Source organism: Streptomyces capitiformicae (genome assembly GCF_002214185.1).
GTDB classification, from domain to species: Bacteria; Actinomycetota; Actinomycetes; order Streptomycetales; family Streptomycetaceae; genus Streptomyces; species Streptomyces capitiformicae.
This window is the reverse complement of the sequence record NZ_CP022161.1, coordinates 114,618-129,613: the sequence shown is the minus strand read 5'-3', so window position 1 is coordinate 129,613 and position 14,996 is coordinate 114,618. Positions and strand designations below refer to the sequence as shown.

13 protein-coding genes and 1 pseudogene are annotated in these 14,996 nt (G+C 70.2%); 8 read left to right on the top strand and 6 right to left on the bottom strand.

Features of this window, described 5'->3' with window-relative positions; genetic code table 11:
• The first annotated feature begins 9 nt into the window (after window positions 1–9).
• Genes pabB through CES90_RS00455 form a run of 5 tightly spaced genes read left to right on the top strand, consistent with a single transcriptional unit; the run spans window position 10 to window position 7,391 of the window.
• Window positions 10–2,127 carry an aminodeoxychorismate synthase component I gene (gene pabB, locus CES90_RS00475; protein ID WP_189782066.1) on the top strand — a complete coding sequence of 706 codons (2,118 nt, stop codon included), beginning with the start codon at window positions 10–12 and terminating at the stop codon, window positions 2,125–2,127.
• A complete protein-coding gene (locus CES90_RS00470; protein WP_189782067.1) occupies window positions 2,124–3,761 on the top strand; it encodes an AMP-binding protein in 1,638 nt (545 codons plus the stop codon). Before pabB ends, CES90_RS00470 begins: the two co-directional genes overlap by 4 nt.
• A 3-nt stretch (window positions 3,762–3,764) precedes the next feature.
• Window positions 3,765–5,390: a class I adenylate-forming enzyme family protein gene (locus CES90_RS00465; protein WP_189782068.1), complete on the top strand. Its 1,626-nt coding sequence runs from the start codon at window positions 3,765–3,767 to the stop codon at window positions 5,388–5,390.
• Window positions 5,387–6,571, top strand: coding sequence for an FAD-dependent monooxygenase (locus tag CES90_RS00460; RefSeq protein ID WP_189782069.1), 1,185 nt, complete (start codon window positions 5,387–5,389; stop codon window positions 6,569–6,571). The genes CES90_RS00465 and CES90_RS00460 overlap by 4 nt, the downstream gene beginning before the upstream one ends.
• Before the next feature lie 25 nt (window positions 6,572–6,596).
• On the top strand, window positions 6,597–7,391 hold the full coding sequence (locus CES90_RS00455; RefSeq protein ID WP_189782070.1) for an aminotransferase class IV: 795 nt from the start codon (window positions 6,597–6,599) through the stop codon (window positions 7,389–7,391).
• Between the two features lie 134 nt (window positions 7,392–7,525).
• Here CES90_RS00455 and CES90_RS00450 read toward each other — a convergent pair whose 3' ends face one another.
• Window positions 7,526–8,011, bottom strand: coding sequence for a carboxymuconolactone decarboxylase family protein (locus CES90_RS00450; protein WP_189782071.1), 486 nt, complete (start codon window positions 8,009–8,011; stop codon window positions 7,526–7,528).
• 134 nt (window positions 8,012–8,145) lie between these two features.
• Between CES90_RS00450 and CES90_RS00445 the strand changes: the two genes are divergently transcribed.
• On the top strand, window positions 8,146–8,841 hold the full coding sequence (locus tag CES90_RS00445) for a L,D-transpeptidase family protein (RefSeq protein WP_189782072.1): 696 nt from the start codon (window positions 8,146–8,148) through the stop codon (window positions 8,839–8,841).
• Between the two features lie 40 nt (window positions 8,842–8,881).
• Here CES90_RS00445 and CES90_RS00440 read toward each other — a convergent pair whose 3' ends face one another.
• Together CES90_RS00440 and CES90_RS00435 are read right to left on the bottom strand one after the other, a co-directional pair.
• The gene (locus CES90_RS00440; protein ID WP_189782073.1) at window positions 8,882–10,084 is read right to left on the bottom strand and encodes a Gfo/Idh/MocA family protein; all 1,203 of its coding nucleotides are present in this window, start codon (window positions 10,082–10,084) and stop codon (window positions 8,882–8,884) included.
• 50 nt (window positions 10,085–10,134) lie between these two features.
• Window positions 10,135–10,473: pseudogene (locus CES90_RS00435) on the bottom strand (sugar ABC transporter substrate-binding protein); the annotation flags it as partial.
• 206 nt (window positions 10,474–10,679) lie between these two features.
• Here CES90_RS00435 and CES90_RS00430 point away from each other — a divergent pair.
• Window positions 10,680–11,855 carry an ROK family transcriptional regulator gene (locus CES90_RS00430; protein ID WP_189782074.1) on the top strand — a complete coding sequence of 392 codons (1,176 nt, stop codon included), beginning with the start codon at window positions 10,680–10,682 and terminating at the stop codon, window positions 11,853–11,855.
• A 108-nt stretch (window positions 11,856–11,963) separates the two neighbouring features.
• A complete protein-coding gene (locus tag CES90_RS00425) occupies window positions 11,964–12,131 on the top strand; it encodes a hypothetical protein (RefSeq protein ID WP_229913705.1) in 168 nt (55 codons plus the stop codon).
• Between the two features lie 27 nt (window positions 12,132–12,158).
• Here the strand turns inward: CES90_RS00425 and CES90_RS00420 are convergent, their stop codons facing one another.
• From CES90_RS00420 to CES90_RS00410, 3 genes are all read right to left on the bottom strand, one after another.
• Entirely contained in the window at window positions 12,159–13,532 is a 1,374-nt protein-coding gene (locus tag CES90_RS00420; protein ID WP_189782075.1) for a S1 family peptidase, read from the bottom strand.
• 98 nt (window positions 13,533–13,630) lie between these two features.
• Entirely contained in the window at window positions 13,631–14,152 is a 522-nt protein-coding gene (locus CES90_RS00415) for a GNAT family N-acetyltransferase (RefSeq protein WP_189782076.1), read from the bottom strand.
• Window positions 14,152–14,991, bottom strand: a complete 840-nt coding sequence (locus CES90_RS00410; RefSeq protein WP_189782077.1) for an SAM-dependent methyltransferase — start codon at window positions 14,989–14,991, stop codon at window positions 14,152–14,154. Before CES90_RS00410 ends, CES90_RS00415 begins: the two co-directional genes overlap by 1 nt.
• Between the last annotated feature and the right edge of the window lie 5 nt (window positions 14,992–14,996).

Here is a 14,996-nt window from a genome sequence, read left to right as displayed (position 1 = left end):
GGTGGGCGGGTGAAGACTCTGCTCATCGACAATTACGACTCGTACACGTACAACCTGTTCCAGCTGATCGCCGAGGTCAACGGCGAGGAGCCGGTGGTGGTACTGAACGACGCCGCGGCCGACGACATGCCAAAGCTGCGGGAATTCGACAACGTGGTGGTGTCGCCGGGACCGGGCCACCCCGCCGAGCCACGCGACTTCGGTATCGCCGCCCGCGTGATCGCCGAGGCCACGATCCCCGTGCTCGGCGTCTGCCTGGGCCACCAGGGCATCGCGGTGGGGGAGCGGGCCGAGGTCGAGTCGGCCCCGTGGCCCCGCCACGGCCACCTGTCGACCGTCCGGCACGACGGCCGTGACCTGTTCCGCGGTCTGCCGCAGAACTTCACCGTCGTCCGCTACCACTCGCTGTCCGTGCGCGAGCCGCTGCCGTCGACCCTGCAGCCCACGGCCTGGTCCGAGGACGGCGTCCTCATGGGCCTGCGCCACCGTGAACGGCCGCTGTGGGGCGTGCAGTTCCACCCGGAGTCGATCCTCACCGACCACGGCCACCGCCTGCTGGTCAACTTCCGCAATCTCACGGCGGAACGGGCCGGCAGCCCACGGACGAAGAACACCGCGGTCACCTCCCTCACCGGCGCGATCCCCCGTCCCCGACGAGCTCCCGGCCCCGCGTACCGGCTGCACACCCGCCGGATCGCCACCGCCGTCGACGCCGAGGCCGCCTTCACCCGCATGTACGCCGACGCGCCGCGCGCGTTCTGGCTGGACAGCTCGCGTGTCGAGGAGGGCCTGTCCCGGTTCTCGTTCTTCGGCGACGGCAGTGGTCCGCTCGCCGAGTTCGTCCGCTACGACGTCGACAGCGGCCTGTGCGAGATCGAGCGGGAGGGGCGGCCCACGCGCAAGGTCCAGGCGAGCGTCTTCGACTATCTGAAGCGGCAGCTGGCCAGCCGCAAGATCGACGCGTCGAGCCTGCCCTTCGACTTCACCGGCGGCTATGTCGGCTACTTCGGCTACGAGTTGAAGGCCGACACCGGCTCCCCGAACCGGCACACGGCCGAAACCCCGGACGCCTGCTGGCTGTTCGCGGACCGGCTGATCGCCGTCGACCACGAGGAGGGCGCCACCTACGCCGTCTGCCTGGCCGAGGACACCCCGGCAGCCGCCCGCCAGGCCGCAGACTGGCTCGACACCGCGACGGCCCAGCTGACCTTCGTGGCCACGGAGACCCGGGACACCCCGTGCTCCGCCGAGCCGTACCCCCGCGCCGCCGAGCCCTGGCTCGTCCGCGACCGCGCCACCTACCTCGCCGACATCGAGGCCTGCCAGGACGAGCTGAAGGCCGGCACCAGCTACGAGGTCTGCCTGACCAACGCCGTGCGGTTACCCGCGCCGTACGACCCGTACGACTTCTACCGGGTCCTTCGCCGCATCAACCCGGCCCCGTACGCGGCCTACCTCAGGTTCGGCGACCTCGATGTCGCGGGCTCGTCCCCCGAGCGCTTCCTGCGGATCACCCGCGACGGCCTCGCCGAGGCCAAGCCCATCAAGGGCACCGCACCACGTGGTGGAACCCCGGAGGAGGACGACCGGCTGCGCGACGAGCTCGCCAGCGACGCCAAGACGCGCGCCGAGAACCTGATGATCGTCGACCTCCTCCGCAACGACCTGGGCAGGGTGTCGAAGACCGGCACCGTACGCGTCCCGCGCCTCATGGCCACCGAGACCTACGCCACCGTGCACCAACTGGTCTCCACCGTCGAGGGCAGGCTGCGCGAGGGAACCGACGCCGTGGACTGCGTCCGGGCCTGCTTCCCGGGCGGATCCATGACCGGGGCGCCCAAGCTCCGCACCATGGAGATCATCGACGAGTTGGAGACCGAGGCCCGCGGCGTGTACTCGGGAGCGCTCGGCTATCTCGGCTGCGCCGGCGGCGCCGACCTCAACATCGTCATCCGCACCGCCGTGTTCCAGGGCGGCCGTATGCACCTGGGCGCGGGCGGCGCGATCGTCCTCGACTCCGACCCGGCCGCCGAGTACGACGAGATGCTGCTGAAGACCGCCGCCCTGATGCGGGCCCACCGCGAGCACACCCGGGCCCCGGCCGTCACCGAGGAGCCGACGCGATGACAATCATGACGACGTCCCAGCCCGCCCGGCTCCACGCCGACGCCGACGCCCCCGGCAACCTCGCGGCCCACCTCGCCGCACTCGCCGAACGCCACGGCTGGACCGACCGCCCGGCCTTCCACCAGGGCCACCGCGCCCACACCCACGGTGGGATCCACGACCTCGCGTCCCGTGCCGCCACGGTCCTGACCGACCATGGAGTACGCCCGGGAGACCGGGTACTGCTGGCCCTCCCGGACTCCATCGCCTGGGTGACCACATTCCTGGCCGTCGCCCGCCTGGGCGCGGTCGCGGTCCTGGTCAACCCCGAACTCACCCCACCCGAACTCCAGTTCATGGCAGAGGACACAGAGGTAGTTCTGTGGGTGACAGGACCGGGCGCGGACCATCACTTCCCGGCCGGCGGCCACGAAGTCAAGGGCCGCGGGGCTGTGACATTTGCGGCTCCGCCGCGCGGGCGCGACCAGCCACAAACAACCCGCGCTGTCCCCACGACCGTCCCAGCGGCGCGCCTCGGTGCCGACCAACTGATGGCTCTGAGTGCCACGGCCAAGCCCATGAAGACGGCCCATCCCGTCGACGCCCACATGCCTCTCTACATTCAGTACACCTCCGGAACGACAGGCCGCCCCAAGGGAGTCGTCCACGTCCACAGCGACCCCAAGACCTACCACGACCTGATAGGCCGGAGGCTGCTGCGCATCACCCAGGACGACGTCACCCTCTCCGTCTCCCGCCTGTACTTCGCCTACGGCTTCGGCAACGCCTTCGTCTTCCCCCTCTTCTCCGGCTCCAGCGCGGTCCTCACCGACCGCCGCCCCACCCCGGCCGTCGTGGACGAACTCGTCGCCCGTCACCGCGTGACCCTGCTCTACTCGGTGCCGTCGGCGTACGCCGCCCTCGTCACCGACCGGGCCAACGGGCACGAGGACTGCTTCGCCTCGGTGCGCGCGGCGGTGTCGGCCGGCGAGGGAATGCCCGCGGGGCTCGGCAAGCAGGTCACGGAGCTGCTCGGCGCCCCCGTCCTCGAACAGATCGGCTCCACCGAGGCCGGCCACGCGTTCTGCGCCAACAGCTTCGACCACAACCACCCCGGCACGGTCGGCCGCCCCGTACCCGGCTTCGAGGTCGAACTCCGCGACCGCGCGGGCACCCCGGTTCCGGACGGCGAGGCGGGCGAGCTCTGGGTGCGCGGGCCGACGGTGACCCCCGGCTACCTCAACCGGCCCGAGGAGACCGAGCGTGCCCTGGTCGGCGGCTGGCTCAACACCCGGGACCGGGCCCGCCGCGAACCGGACGGCACCTATCGGCACTTGGGCCGGGCCGACGACATGGAGATGGTCGGCGGCATCACCGTCTCCCCGCTGGAGGTGGAGGCCCTGCTGCGCACCCACCCGGCGGTCCGGGACGTCGCCGTCGTGGCCGTCACCGACGAGCGCGGCGCCAGCAAGCTGCGGGCCTTCGTCATTCCCGTACCCCCCATCGCCGTGGGCCTGGAGGCCGAACTCATCTGCATGGCCCGCGACAAGCTGGCCGCCTTCAAGGTCCCCCGCAGCGTGAGCTTCGTCCCCACGTTGCCGCGTACCGCGACCGGCAAGCTCCGCCGTCACCTCGTCCGCCAAGGAGCGTGGTGAGTCATGGCCGACACCTCCACCCCCGCAGAAAGGTCTGGCCATATGCGCGACCAGCATCAGGCCACTCGCCGGCCGGAAACACTCGCCGGGCGCGGCTTCTACCTGGGCTCGATGCTCAGGGAGGCCGCCGACCGCCACGGGCCCGTCTTCGTCACCCTGGACCGCCCTCTCGACGTCAACCCGGCCCTCGGGACCGACCTCACCTACCCGGTCCTCGCCGACGTGGTCGACGAACTCTCCGGCCGTCTCTGGGAAGCGGGCGTGCGCCCCTCCGAGCAGGTCGTGGTCCACAAGACGGACAACGTCGACATCGTGCTGCTGACCTGCGCGGTCTCCCGTATCGGCGCCGTCCCCGTGCTCCTGTCGCCCGGCCTCGCGGGCCCCGTCGTCGGTCAGCTCCTCGAACGCCTCCACAAGCCCTGGCTGATCACCGACCGGGCCAAGCTCGAAGGCCCCCTGAACGACGTCGAACTCACCGGACTCGTACGCCGTACCCTCTCCGTCGACGACGCCCCCGGCGCCGAACCGCTGCGGAAGTACGCCGGCGCCGAGACCCCGGCCGCCGTGCGCCTCCACCCCCGCGACCCCTCGCTCATCACCCACAGCTCGGGCACCACCGGCCTCCCCAAGCTGGCAGTGCACTGCCCGAACACGATGTGGAACCGGCTCGTCCCGCAGAAGGCGATGGGCTGGCCCACCCGGGGCGAGACAGCCGCCCTGCACATGTCCTTCGTGCACTCGCGCTTCTACCATCTGCTCGGTGTCCTGCTGCACTTCGGCAGCCCGCTGGTCCTCATCACCGATCCCGAACCGGCGAACGTGGGCCCGCTGCTGGCCCGCCACCGCCCCGGCATCGTCGAGACCCACCCCAACACCTTCGTCCTGTGGGAGGAACTGGCGGACGCCCCCGGGGCGCCGCTGGCCCGCGTCCGCTCGTACGGCTCCACCTTCGACGCCATCCACCCGCGTACCGTGCAGCGGCTCCTCGACGCGTCCGGGCGGCGCTCGCCGTGGCTCATCCAGCTGTACGGGCAGAGCGAGACCGGCCCGGTCGCCTTCCAGTGGTTCACGCGCCGCAGCGCCGCCCGCGCCGACGGCCGCAGGGTCGGCATCGGCATCCCGGGCTTCACCCGCGTCCGGGTCGCGGACGAGGACGGCCGCCGGGTCCGCCCCGGCGCCCCCGGCCGGATCGAGGCCCGCACCCGGGGCCGTATCCTCACCTACCTCGGCGCCCGCGAGCGCTATCTGCGCCAACTCGACGGCGGCTGGTGGCAGATGGGCGACATGGGCTACCAGAGCCGCTGGGGCGCCCTCTATCTGATCGACCGTGAGATCGACCAGATCGACTCCGTGCACAGCAACCTGGAGGTCGAGGACACCCTGATGTCCCGTCTGGAGGAGCTGCGCGAGGTCGTCATCGTGCCCGGCGTCGACCGCGAACCCGTCCCCGTGGTGTGCGTACGCGGCGAACGCCCCCTGGACCTGCGGCGCTGGCGGGAGGCCACCGCCGACCTGCCGACCATGGCGGAGCCCCGACAGTGGCGGTTCGAGGAGCTGCCCATGACCTCCACCTGGAAGGTCAAACGGGTCGAGATCACCCGCATGCTGACCGAGAGCGCCCGCACATGACGACTTCGCCCGTCCTCGTCGTGGGCGCCGGCCCCGTGGGCCTCTCCGCGGCCCTCGCCCTGCGCGCCCACGACCTCCCCGTCACCCTGCTCGAAGCCGACCCCGAGGGCCGCGAACGCCCGGGTAGCCGCGCCCTGTTCGTCCACCGCGAGACCCTGGAACTCCTCGAAGGGATGCGCCCGGGACTGGCGGCCGAGATCGCCGCGTACGGCCGGACCTGGCAGACCAAGCGGACCCTGTACCGGGGCCGCGAGGTGTACTCCCGCACCTTCCCCCCGCCCACCGGCACTCCGCCCTTCACCAGCCTCCGCCAGGTCGACACCGAGCGCTTCCTGCTCGCCGCCTGCCAGGACGCGGGCGTGGAGTTCGCGTGGGACGCCAGAATCACCGGCGTGCACACCGATCCGACCGGAGTGCGGCTCACCGACGAGGACGGCCGTACCTGGACGGGCACCCACGCCGTGGCCGCCGACGGCGCCCGCTCCGCCGTACGGCGCGAACTGGGCATCCCCCTGGAGGGCACCCATGGCGACGGCTTCCACGTCGTCGCGGACATCGCCGACATCCCCGGAGCCGAGCTGCCCCTGGAGCGGGTCTTCCACTACGAGCACCCGGACCTCGGCGGCCGCAGCGTCATGCGGGTGCCGTTCACCGGAGGTTTCCAGGTCGACCTCCAGTGCCGCGACGACGACGCGGCGCAGGAGTACGGCACCGAGGAGGCCGTACGGCGCTGGCTGCCGAAGGTGGTGGGCGAGGGCTACGGCGAGCGGATCCTGTGGGTGTCCACGTACCGCTTCCTGCGCAAGGTTGCCGCCGCCTTCACCGACCCGCACCGCCGGGTGCTGCTCGTCGGCGAGGCGGCCCACCTCTTCCCGCCGTTCGGGGCCCGCGGCATGAACAGTGGTATCGCGGACGCGGCCGCCGCTGCCGAAGCCGTCGCCGACGGCAGGCCCGAAGCGGTCGCCTCCTTCGCCGCGGTCCGGCGCTCGGCGGGCCTGTTCAACAGCGCCGCCGCCGGCACGGCCCTGGACCATCTGCGGCCCCGGCGCCGTATCCTCCGCGTCAAGCAGCGCGCCGCGGCCGCCCTCGCGCCCGTCGTGCCCCGCTGCGGCGCCTGGCTGGAGCACGCGCCCTACGGACCCCGGCACGGGTCCCCGGCCGTCGCGGGCCGCAAGTACTGAAACGGAAAGACCGATGGAGTACGGAGTGACACAACCGGCCATCGCGGAAGGTCTGTCGACCTGGTCGCCGGGGCGGGGCCTGACCCCTGGCCCGGCGCAGAGCGGACGCCTCCTGGTCGCGGACTCGTGGCTGTTGCGTGACGGACGGGTGCGCGGTTTCGACCGGCACCGGGAGCGGTTCCTGCGGGGCTGCGGCGAGTGCGGAGCACCGCCTCTGGAACAGGTCGTGGAGTTCTGGAAGGACATGACGACCGCGCTGCCGCGCACGGGGGAGTGGTTCCCCCGCGTGGAACTCGCGGCGGGATCACTGGAGTTGAGGCTGCTGCTCCGGCACGCGCCGGCCCTCACCCCGGACGTACGGGTCTGGGCGGCCGGCCAGGCCGACCCGCGTACCGTGCCCCGCCGCAAGGGGCCGGACCTGGACGTCCTGGCCCGGGTGCGGGGACGGGCGGCCGGCACCGGCGCCGACGAGGCCGTACTGATCGCGCCCTCGGGACTGGTCCTGGAGTCCGCCAACTCCAGCATCGTGTGGTGGGAGGACGACACCCTCTGTACGCCGCCGCCACGCCTCCCCGTCCTCGCCGGCGTCACCATGGGGCTCATCCAGGAGCGGGCCGCGACCATCGGCGTCCGCGTCGCCCACCGCGAGCGCTCCCTGGCCGAGCTCGACGGCCGTGAGGTGTGGCTCGTCAACGCCCTCCACGGGATCCGGCCGGTCGCCGCCTGGACCGGGCGGCCGATGACCGCCGGCCCGGCCGTCCACGCTCCGGAATGGCGGGAATGGCTGGACGGCCTGATGGAGCCGCTCCCCGACAACTGAGAAAAAGATACGGATACAGATACGCATACGGATAAGCGCCGGGCCGCATTCGATACGGCCCGGCGTAATTCGGCGTTCCTGAATCAGGGAAATCCGTTCCCGAAGTTCCGGAAGTTTCCCGGAGGGATTCCGGTCTACTTCTGGGCGGGCTGGTAAGCCCCCGGAACCATTCGGGTCGCGATGGCGATCCGGTTGTACGCGTTGATGACGGTGGCAGCCCAGATCAGTGCCGCGATCTGCTCCTCGTCGAAGACCTCGGCGGCCGCCGCGTAGACGGAATCCGGGACATGCCCGTCGTGGACCAGCGTCACCGCCTCGGTCAACGCCAGTGCGGCGCGCTCGCGGGCGGTGAAGAAGGGGGTCTCCTCCCACGCGTTGAGCGCGTAGATCCGCTGCTCGGTCTCGCCCTGGGCGCGGGCGTCCTTGGTGTGCATGTCCAGACAGAACGCGCAGCCGTTGATCTGCGACGCGCGAATGCGGATCAGTTCGAGAATCTCCGGCTCGACCTTCGCGTCCCGCGCCGCGGAAACGGCGGCGGCGTGCAGGGAGCCCATCGCACCGGACACATCAGGGGTGATTTTCTTGAGGGCCACGCGCGTTACGGAATCGCTGTTGCTCATGGGGAGAACTCTATATCCGAAATTCTCGCCGTGTAACTGTTCTGTCTCAACGCGAGCAACGCCACAACCGCCCAGCCCCGCCGCCTGTCTACGTACACACAACGACCGATGCAGGGGAGAGGGAAAGGCTGACCATGGGGGACAGAGGAAGAAGAGGCGCCGTAGCGCTCACGATCACCGGCCTGCTGACACCGCTCGCGCTCGCGCTGGGCACCGCGCCCGCGCAGGCGGCGAGTTGTACGACGCAGACAGGGCCGTACCAGAAGCAGGTGGAGAAGTTCCTCGGCCGCCCGGTCGACGGCAAGCAGTCCGCCGCCGACTGCAAGGCGATCAAGGCCTTCCAGACCAAGCACGGCATCACACCGAACATCGGCTACGCGGGTTCCGTCACCTGGGGCGTGATGGACCTCATGAACAAGCAGAAGGCCGTCGGCAAGAACCCCAACAAGGCCGGCAAGTGCCCGACCAACAAGGGCCGGATAGCCTGCGTCAACCTCACCCTCCAGCTGAGCTGGATCCAGGACGGCAAGAAGCTCGTCTACGGACCCGTGCCCGTCCGTACCGGCCGTGACGGCTACGAGACCCGCACCGGCCTGAAGAAGATCTACTGGCGCGACATCGACCACGTGTCGTCGATCTACGACGTGCCGATGCCGTACAGCCAGTTCTTCGACGGCGGCCAGGCCTTCCACGCCGCCGCCGTCAGCATGTGGAACCCGCCCGGCTCCCGTGGCTGCGTCAACCTGACGAAGACCGACGCCAAGAAGTACTGGTCGCTGCTGAAGAAGGGCGACGACGTCTACGTGTACGGCCGCAAGCCGGGCACCTGACACGCAACCAGGAGCCCGGCTCGCGGAGGGCGGTGAAACGTCACGCCTCGGGCGCGTCCCCGAAGTCCGGGATCTCCAGTCGCACCCCACCCTGCCGCGCGGACTCGTGCGCCACGATGCCCGGCAGGGTGTAGCGGGCCGCCGCCCACGCGTTCACCGACGGCAGGGTCCGTGTGTTGACGGCGGTCACGAAGTCGTCCACCAGGAAGTGGTGGCTGCCCTCGTGACCGTTGTGCAGGTTGTCGAACTCCCGCGGCAGCCGCGACCGGTCGTGCACCGGCGCCGAACCGGAGGTGAAGGCGGCCCGCAGATCCGGCGAGATGTGCTGGAGTGAGGGGTCGTCGGGGGACAAGGTGGGCTTGGGCTCAAGGAGCTCGCTGATGTCCTTCACCCCCTTCTTGTCCTGCCACAACGCCACCGTGGCGAGCTGCTCCATGCTGGCGTCCGTCCCGAAGAACCGGAAACGCGACTCCCGGATCTGCGACGGATAGCCCACCCGCCGGAACTCGTTCGTACGGAACGAACCGCCGCCCGCCACCTCGAACAGCGCGGTCGCGTTGGAGAAGTCGTTGCCGAACTGGCTGACCTCCTTGTCGAAGACACCGTCCCCGCGCCCGTCGACCACCCCGATCGCCGACACGCTCACCGCGTGCGTCTGCCAGGCCCCGAGCACCCCGCCCACCGAGTGCGTCGGGTACAGCAGCGGCGGATAGCTCGCGGTCGCCTTCCAGTTCTCGCCGCCGCTGTACTGGTACGCCTCGTAGAACCCCAGATCCATGTCGTGGACGTAGTCGCCCTCGGCGTAGAAGAGCCGCCCGAAGGCGCCCTCGGCGATCTGGTTGCGGGCGTGTACGGTCGCCGGGTTGTACTGGCTGGTCTCACCCATCATGTACGTCAGCCCGGTCGCCCGGACCGCGTCGATGATCGCCGCTATCTCCTCCGTGGTGATCGCCATGGGGACCGCGGAGTACACGTGCTTGCCGGCGCCCAGGCCCTGGAGCACCAGCGGCCCGTGTGTCCAGCGCTGGGTGAAGATCGCGACGGCGTCCACCGCCTTCGACTCCAGCATCGCCTCGTACGAGGGGAACGTACCGGCGAGTCCCTGTGCGGCGGCGAGTTGCTCGGCCCGCTCGGGCAGCAGATCGGTGACGTAGACGTCACTGACACCCGGGTGGGCCTGGAACAGCGTGGCGAACTGGCCGGAGAACTGGCCGGCGCCGACGATGCCGAGGGAGAACGTCATGTAAGAGGTGTCCTTCACTGATCGAGACACTGGTCGAGTCATGGGTTGTGTCACTGGTCGAGAATCAGGTTGATCTGGGCGTTGGTCTCGTCGAGGCCGCTCACCGGCGCGCTGTTGCCGTAGATGTCCTCCATCGCGGGCTTCATGAGCGCCGTGACGTCCGCCGCGTAGTTGGTGATCGGGTAGGAGAAGGTCCGGAAGTTCTCCGTGTCGGCCACCGGTTCGGTGAAGGCCGAGACGTCGATGCCCTTCTTCTCGTATCCGGCGACGGCGGCCTCGGTGCCGGCCGGCGTGGCCGGGAAGACGACCCCGTACGCGCCGACCACGGTCTGGCACTTGTCGGAGGCCAGATACGCGACCCACTTCCGGGCGCCCGTCTTGTTCTTCGACGGATCGGTGGACTGTTGGAGGCGATGGTCATCGTGGCTCCCTTATCGGCAGGCTCTGCCTCAAGGCCCGTCGGTCACTTACTTTCGTCACGAAAGAATTGAGCCGTCAAGAGGGTGCGGGGCATCTTTTGAAGGGTGAGATCCTGGCCTAGGATGGGCTTGTTGCTTTCAGTCCGAAATAAACGCTGTGTGGGAGTCTGGCGCCCATGACCGCTCTCGCCGATAGTTGGCTGCCGCTCAGTCCCGGGGAACGCTCGGTGGCGATCCAGGTGCTCGTGCACGGACCGCTCTCGCGCACCGAACTCGCCCGGCGCCTCGGCCTGTCCGCCGGCAGCCTCACCCGGCTGACCAAACCGCTGATCGAGTCGGGGCTGCTGATCGAGACCGCCGAGGGCGCCGCGCCTTCTGAAGCCCGTCAGGCCGAAGCCCGTCAGGGACGCCCCTCGCAGCCGCTGGACATCGTCGCCGAGTCCCGCACCTTCATCGGCTTCAAGATCACCGAGGACATGGTGTACGGCGTGGTCACCACGCTCAGGAGCGACATCATCACCCGGTACGACCGCCCGCTCACCACGCATGAGCCGGAGTGCGTCGCCGATCTGCTCGCCGGGATGGCGGCCGAACTGGCGCGCACCCACCCCTCACTCGCCGGCATCGGCATCGGCGTCGGCGGCCTCGTCCAGCGCCGAGCGGTGGTCGGGGAGTCGCCCTTCCTGGAGTGGCGGGACGTGCCCTTGGCCGAACTCGTCGAAGAACGCACCGGGTTGCCGGTGGTCGTCGAGAACGACGTGGCCGCGCTCGTCGAGGCCGAGACATGGTTCGGCGCGGGGCGCGGCCTCGACCGTTTCGTCGTCCTCACCATCGGCGCGGGCATCGGCTACGGGCTGGTCCTGGGCGGCAAACGGGTGCCCTGCGCCGAGGAGGACCGGGGCTTCGGCCGCCACTGGATCATCGACCCCACCGGCCCGCTCACCCCCGACGGCGAACGCGGCAGCGCCGTCTCCCTGCTGAGCATCCCCAGCATCCGCTACCAGGTCCAGGCCGCCACCGGACGCGGGACGACGTACGAGGAGGTCCTCGCCGGGGCCGCCGCCGGTGAGCCCCTGCCGGCGCGGGTCATCGACGAGGCGGGCCGGGCGCTGGGCACGCTCGTGGCGCAGATCGCCAACTTCGTCATGCCACAGAAGATCCTGCTTGCCGGTGAAGGGGTCGGTCTCATGGAGGTGGCGGGCAAAGCCGTGGACGAGGCCGTCCGCGCGGGGCGGCATCCGCTGGCGGCACCGGTGCCGCTGGAGACCAAGGTCTCCGACTTCCACGACTGGGCACAGGGAGCCGCCGTGCTGGCCATTCAGGTGCTCGTGCTCGGGACCGTGGAGTCATGAGCGCCGTGGGCGCCGTAAACACAGAGTGATCAGCTTCACGTTCCGTAATGTCCGAAGTGAGATCTTTACTCACATCGGCTTCACGTTCGGAGCCATATGGTTTACACTATGTCCACCACCCCTGATGTCGTCCTGGAAAGAACGGAACCGATCAGAACGGCCGCCGAGGTCAACGAGGAGATCCGGGCCCTGTGGTTCCGGAGCGGGGGGACGCTGAACAGGGAGCAGCGCAGCGAGTACGAGCGCCTTGTTCTGGAATGGGCCGCAGCCGAGTAGTTCCCCGGCTGCGGGCCCTACGGGGCGCTAGCTCCAGCTCTGTGAGTACTGGCGGCGATAGGCCGCCCTGTCCTGTTCCGTGCGGATGAAGCGGGTTGCCGCCAGGGCGACCATGCTGCCGGCGATGACCAGGAGGCCCGGCCCCACGTTCCGTGGGTCGGCCAGGCGGTCGAGGATGTCGGAGAACGCGCCGGATCCCTCCACCGATTCCACCGCACCCGGCTGGACGGTGCCCGGTGCCGCGGCGCCCTGGGAGCCGGCGTCCGCCGCGCCGGCGGAGGCGGTCGGCTGGGCGGCCTGGGGGAGGCCGGTGAGCTGGACGTCGAGCTCCTCCAGGGCCTCGGTCAGCGGCTGGAAGAACGTCGTACCGCCCTGCGAGCAGTCGCCGTTTCCGCCCGAGGTCACCCCGAGCGCCACTCCCTCGGAGAACAGCGGGCCGCCGCTGTCGCCCGGCTCGGCGCACACCGTGGTCTCGATGAGCCCGCTGACCGTGCCCTCGGGATAGTTGACCGTGGCGTCGAGACCGGTCACCTCGCCGTTGCGGAAGCCGCTGGTGCTGCCGCTGCGGAAGACCCGCTGGCCGACCGCCGCCGCACCGACCGAGGTGATCCGCACCCCGCGGCCGTCACCGACGGACACCACGTTCGAGGAGTTGCTCGGCGCGTCCTGGAGGTACTGGACGAGGGAGAAGTCACCGCCGGGGAAGTTCGACTCGATCGTCCGGCCGATCTCCTGCTGACCCTGGTTGTCCGCGAACCACACGGAACCCGCGGGACCGCAGTGCCCGGCGGTGAGCATGAACTCGTTCTCCCCGTCGGTCACATTGAAGCCGATCGAACAGCGACCGCCCGTGCCGAAGATCGGCTGGGCGCCGTTGAGCCGCATCGTGTACGCGCCCTCGGTGCGCTCCATCCGCACGGAGCCGCCGATCTCCTCGGCCAGGTCCGTCAGCTTCTTCCAGTCCTTGGCGGAGACCGTGCTGTCGGCCCGCACCACGACCTCGTTGGACGCGGGGTCGATCGCCCAGGAGGTGCCCGACACCCGGGGCGCCGAACGCAGCGCCTCCGTGGCGGACCGCAGGTCCTCACCGCTGTACTCGACCATCTTGGCGCGAGCGCCGGCCTGCTTGACCTCGGCCGCCGCCTCCTCGTCGGTGACCGCGACGACGGGTCGGCCGTCGTCGGCGATCCAGCTGCCCGCCGTACGGGAGGAGCCGAGCTCTTCCACCAGACCCGAGCCGGTGCCGGACGCCGCCAGCACCGAACTCCGGGCCGCGGGCGGCGAGGTGGCGGGTTCGGTCGCCATCGCCGCCTGCGTGACCATCAGGCCCCCGCAGAGCACCCCACCGATGGCTGTCAGCCGCGCCACTCGCTTCACGACTCGTCGTCGTGCGTGCCTCATTACCTGGCTCCCGAACCCCGTCCGACACGGTGTCAACACCGCGAGGGCGTCCGGTCCTTGAGCGCCCTCCTCCTATACGTGCGCGCGTGGGCGCGTGTTCACCAGTCGGCGTCGACAAAACCCAACGTCCGGTTCATGGCGATCGCCCTCGCGTTGGCGGGATGATGCAGCGTACGGACCATGCTGACCCCGCACATCCCGGCGAACCCGATGCCGAAGGTCTTCATGGCCACCGAGATGCCCCGGCCCCGGTGGCAGGCCCGCACCCCCGTCATCTCGTTGAACACGAACCCGGACTTCCGCCGGTCCGACGTCGCCGCCATGCCCATCCACCGGTCACCTTCGATCGCCAGCACCACACCGCGCGGATCGTAGGCGGGTACCTCGAAACGGAGCCGGTGGTACTCGTCGTAGTCGAAGAACTCGCCGCGCTCCGGGATGTCCGCCGAGCACTCCCGGTTGAGTTCGTACAGCGCCCGGCGGTGCTCCGGGGTGTCGCCGAGCTCGGAGAGCGTCGTCAGCCGGATGCCGGAGGTACGGCACTTGTCGACGTACGGCTGGAAACGCGCCAGGTCGAAGTCGGTGACGTCCAGTTGCAGCCTGACCCAGTCGATCGTCATCAGCGCTTGCCTCCCACCCCGCAGTACATGGCGACTTCCGCCGTCACTCCCGCCGGTGAGCCGCCGCCGGTCTCCGGGCGCCAGCGGGAACACGACACGACCCCCGGATCGAGAAGGTCGAGCCCGTCGAAGAATCGGGCGACCGCCTCCGGGGTGCGCTGTGTGATCCGCGGGGTGCCGTGCGCGTTCCACCAGGCGACCGCGGCGTCCACCTCGGTCAGTCCCGGAGCGGTGATGGTGTGCGAGAGCACCAGATGACTGCCCGGGGGCAGGCCGTCGACGAGCCGGCGCACGATGCCGTACGGGTCCTCGTCGTCGCCGATGAAGATCACCACGCCGAGCAGCAGCAGGGCGACGGGACGGCTGAAGTCAAGGGTCCGCGCGGATTGTTCGAGGATCGAGTCGACGTTGCGCAGATCCTCGTCGACATGGTCGGTACGGCCCTCGGGCGTGCTCGTCAGCAGGGCCCGGGCGTGCGCCAGGACCAGCGGGTCGTTGTCGACGTAGACGATCCGCGCGTCCGGGGCGATGCGCTGGGCGACCTCGTGGGTGTTCTCCGCCGTCGGCAGCCCGGTCCCGATGTCCAGGAACTGGCGGATCCCGACCTCGGCGGTCAGATGACGCACGGCCCGCCCGAGGAACTCCCGGTCCGCCCGGGCGTAGTCGCTGATGGTCGGAAGCAGCCGGCGTATCTCGTCCCCGGCCACCCGGTCGACCTCGTAGTAGTCCCCACCGCCGAGCCAGTAGTTCCAGATCCGTGCCGTGTGCGGCCGCGTGGTGACGATGCGGCGGTTCAACGACGAGGAGGGGAGGTCCGAGGCTGCCGGGTTGTCTGTCACGGCAT

Excerpts from the sequence above, each read along its gene's own strand:
- CES90_RS00470 (WP_189782067.1), top strand. The coding sequence starts at position 2,124 with ATGACAATCATGACGACGTCCCAGCCCGCCCGGCTCCACGCCGACGCC.
- CES90_RS00465 (WP_189782068.1), top strand. The coding sequence starts at position 3,765 with ATGGCCGACACCTCCACCCCCGCAGAAAGGTCTGGCCATATGCGCGAC.
- CES90_RS00460 (WP_189782069.1), top strand. The coding sequence starts at position 5,387 with ATGACGACTTCGCCCGTCCTCGTCGTGGGCGCCGGCCCCGTGGGCCTC.
- CES90_RS00450 (WP_189782071.1), bottom strand. The coding sequence starts at position 8,011 with ATGAGCAACAGCGATTCCGTAACGCGCGTGGCCCTCAAGAAAATCACC.
- CES90_RS00445 (WP_189782072.1), top strand. The coding sequence starts at position 8,146 with ATGGGGGACAGAGGAAGAAGAGGCGCCGTAGCGCTCACGATCACCGGC.
- CES90_RS00440 (WP_189782073.1), bottom strand. The coding sequence starts at position 10,084 with ATGACGTTCTCCCTCGGCATCGTCGGCGCCGGCCAGTTCTCCGGCCAG.
- CES90_RS00430 (WP_189782074.1), top strand. The coding sequence starts at position 10,680 with ATGACCGCTCTCGCCGATAGTTGGCTGCCGCTCAGTCCCGGGGAACGC.
- CES90_RS00425 (WP_229913705.1), top strand. The coding sequence starts at position 11,964 with ATGTCCACCACCCCTGATGTCGTCCTGGAAAGAACGGAACCGATCAGA.
- CES90_RS00420 (WP_189782075.1), bottom strand. The coding sequence starts at position 13,532 with ATGAGGCACGCACGACGACGAGTCGTGAAGCGAGTGGCGCGGCTGACA.
- CES90_RS00415 (WP_189782076.1), bottom strand. The coding sequence starts at position 14,152 with ATGACGATCGACTGGGTCAGGCTGCAACTGGACGTCACCGACTTCGAC.